Origin of the sequence: Streptomyces sp. NPDC004542 (genome assembly GCF_040610035.1) — a bacterium.
GTDB lineage: Bacteria > Actinomycetota > Actinomycetes > Streptomycetales > Streptomycetaceae > Streptomyces.
Genome location: NZ_JBEXLP010000210.1, coordinates 1 through 1638, shown reverse-complemented (window position 1 = coordinate 1638; position 1638 = coordinate 1). Strand labels below are relative to the sequence as shown.

The following is a 1638-nucleotide window of genomic DNA, read 5'->3' as shown; positions in this document are numbered from 1 at the left end:
GTGGGCGAAGAGGCGGAGTGTGTGGCTCGGGGGGCAGAGGGGTGGGTGGATCGCTGCGGTGGGTGGGTGTTTGACCAATGATCGGGTGGGCGTGGTGTCCGTGTGGGGCTGTGTCTGTGGCCTGTTGAGCGGAGCCGCTGGCCTGCCCGCCGCCCTTTGTTGTGGGTTTGCGGGTCGGGAGTCCGTTGATGACCGATCGAAGCGACCGGGAGATGTGTGTGTCCATTCGGAACCGGATTACCGCGGGCGGTGCTGTCGCGTTGGTGACCGTCGCGTTGGGCGGTGTGTCGTTGGCGCTGGCTGACAGTCCGGTCAGCGGTCAGGACGTCTCGGGGGAGATGACGTATTACAACGATCGTGGGTACGGGGCGTGCGGGAGTGTGGTGGACGCGGCGAGTGAGGATCTCGTCGCGGTGTCGCATGAGTGGTGGACGTCGGTGGATCCCCATCAGGACCGGTTGTGCCGGGGGGTGTCGGTGCAGGTGTCGTACAACGGCAGATCGATCACGGTGCCGGTGAAGGACATGTGTCCGTCGTGTGATGCGGGTCATATCGATCTGAGTCAGTCGGCGTTCGAGAAGCTCGCTCCGTTGGGTGAGGGGTTGGTGAAGGGGATCACGTGGAGGTTCGTCACGGCTGACGGGAGTGCTTTCACTCCTGTGGTTCCGTCTGCGGTTCCGTCTGCGGGTCCGGGTGGGGGTCGGGTTCCGGTGGGTGGGGGTGGCGGTGCGGGGGGTTTCCCGGCGCAGTTCGCGGCTCCGTATGTGGAGACGTGGGGGTCGCCTTCGGTGCTGGAGCGGGCGCGGGCGGCGGGGTTGCGGTATGCGACGTTGGCGTTCGTGCTGGACGGTGGGGGGTGCCGGGCGGCGTTCAACGGGGACACGCCGGTGACGGACGCGGGGTGGAAGTCGGCGGTGGAGGGTTTGCGGGCGGAGGGGGGTGAGGTGATCGTGTCGTTCGGGGGGGCTTCGGGGACGGAGCTGGGTCAGGGGTGTGACTCGGTGGAGGCGTTGCAGGAGCAGTACCGGTCGGTGGTGGAGGCGCTGGGTGTGTCCCGGCTGGACTTCGACATCGAGGGTGCGGCGTTGGCGGACGGTGCGGCCAACCGTCGTCGTGCTCAGGCGTTGGCGGGGTTGCAGAAGGAGTGGGAGGCGTCGGGGCGTCGGCTGGATGTGCAGTTCACGTTGCCGTCGGGCCGGGACGGTCTGGACGCGGGGGGTGTGGCGTTGTTGCGGGATGTGCAGGGTGCGGGGGTGCGGGTGTCGCTGGTGAACGTGATGACGATGGATTACGGGTCGGCGGTGGACGACATGGGGCAGGCCGCGATCGACGCGGCCACGGGGTTGCATGACCAGTTGGGGCAGATCTGGCCGTCGAAGTCGTCGCAGGAGTTGTGGGCGATGGAGGGGAACACGCCGATGATCGGGGTGAACGACACGGCGGGTGAGGTGTTCACCACCGACGATGCCACGCGTCTGGCGGCGTTCGCGCGGGAGAAGGGGATCCAGGAGTTGTCGTTCTGGTCGGTGGGCCGGGACACGGCCTGTCCCGACACCGGCAAACTCTCCGACACCTGCAGCGGCACCCCCCAGGACGACCACCAGTTCCTGCGCACCTTCAACACCATCACCACCACGG

At 67.5% G+C, this 1638-nt stretch carries 1 protein-coding gene; it reads left to right on the top strand.

Annotation, left to right across the window (positions count from 1 at the left end; genetic code table 11):
• Positions 1–188: 188 nt before the first annotated feature.
• Positions 189–1638, top strand: a 1450-nt coding sequence (locus ABZX30_RS38100; RefSeq protein WP_355943035.1) for a cysteine/serine endopeptidase inhibitor, incomplete at its 3' end; no start/stop codon positions are given.